Source organism: Nocardioides psychrotolerans (assembly GCF_900113685.1).
GTDB lineage: Bacteria > Actinomycetota > Actinomycetes > Propionibacteriales > Nocardioidaceae > Nocardioides > Nocardioides psychrotolerans.
The window spans coordinates 1-1,614 of record NZ_FOQG01000041.1 but is presented as its reverse complement, the minus strand read 5'-3'; the positions used below and the strand labels follow the sequence as shown (position 1 = coordinate 1,614).

Here is a 1,614-nt window from a genome sequence, read left to right as displayed (position 1 = left end):
CGTGGGCAGCCCCGGGTTCTGTCGACGCCGGTCGGCCAGGTAGTTGACGTTGAGGTCACCACTGATGAACACGTGCTCGGTGTGCTTGAAGAGCCTGTAAGTGTTCGTGGTGGCTGGCCTGGGGCTGGCTGGCAGGGTTGACGGTGGTCCTCCGGATCGGGCGTGACTCGTGAAGCGCCTGACCTCTTCGGGGTGTCTTGCCTGGGATCTGTCCGTCAGGTCCGGGGGCCGGCGTCGACCCTGGCCCCACCACGATGGCTTGATGAGAAGCATGTCCAACCAGTGCCGCTGAAACGACTCTGGCTGTGACCCGTTACAGGCCTGCCTCGTAGTGACTTCACTCCCGGGCCGACGTCGGCAACGACGCCATCCCCCGGTTGAAGTGAAGGAGACATCGCAGTGCCCAGTGTGACAAACAACAGCGCCACGATCACCCCGGTGACGGTCGCGCAGTCCTATCGGTTCGTGGTCGGGGTCGACACCCACGCCGCGACCCACAGCTACGCCGTCCTCGATGCGGCTGGAGCGGTGGTCGATGAACAGGCGTTCCCAACGACGGCCGCCGGTCTCGGCCGGGCACGCGACTGGATCGCGCGGCGTACCGACGGCGACCTCGACGGTGTCTTGGTCGCTGCGGAAGGCACCGGCTCCTACGGTGCGGTGCTCGCCGAGAACCTCGCCGAGGTCGGCTACAGGGTGGTCGAGGCACCGACACCACGCCGCGAGCGGGGCCGCGGGAAGACCGACGCCATGGACGCAGTCACCGCTGCCCGCAACACCCTGACCATGCCGGTCGCTCGTCTGCGGGACCGCCGTGGCGGTCAAGATCAGGTCGCCCTCCAGGTCCTCACCACAGCGCGCGAGCAGCTCAACGCCGAGCGCCTGCGCGCCATCAACGCCCTCACCGCCTTGGTGCGCGCTCACGACCTTGGCATCGACGCACGCCGCGCGTTGGCCAGCACCCAGATCCGCCAGATCGCCAGCTGGCGTCGACGCAGCGAACCGGTGGGCCTGGCGACCGCGCGCGCCCAGGCGGTCCGGCTGGCAGGCCGTATCGTCCAGCTCGATGCGGAGCTGAAGAGCAACCGTGACCAGCTCACCGCGATCGTGGCCAAGCGTGCACCCGAGCTGTTGGCGATGCCGGGGGTCGGTGCCGTCACCGCAGCTGTCGTGCTGTGCGTGTGGTCCCACCCAGGTCGGGTGCGCAGCGAGGCTGCCCTGGCCCAGATCGCCGGCACCTGCCCCATCCCAGCGTCCTCAGGCAACACCGTGCGCCACCGGCTCAACCGCGGCGGCGACCGGCGCCTGAACTGGGCCCTGAACACCGTCGTGCTCACTCGCATGCGCACCGACCCAGCCACCCGCGACTACGTCGCCCGGCGCACCGCGGAGGGCAAAACCGGCCGAGAGATCCGACGCTGTCTCAAGCGCTACACCACCCGCCAGATCTACCGGACCCTCAACGCCGCGGCTGCTCCCGACCGACCTGCTTCGGCCGCTTGACAGCACATAGAAGCATCCCTGGATCTCCAGGCGGAGCAGCTTGAGGTGCAGGCGCAGGCGCGGGATGCGCTCCATGTTGGACAGCTGGGCGTCGCGCGAGGCACCCGAGAT

The 1,614-nt window shown here is 68.8% G+C and carries 1 protein-coding gene; it reads left to right on the top strand.

Annotation, left to right across the window (positions count from 1 at the left end):
* Positions 1-429 precede the first annotated feature (429 nt).
* A complete protein-coding gene (locus BM204_RS22090) occupies positions 430-1,503 on the top strand; it encodes an IS110 family RNA-guided transposase (RefSeq protein WP_091114314.1) in 1,074 nt (357 codons plus the stop codon).
* Positions 1,504-1,614 lie beyond the last annotated feature (111 nt).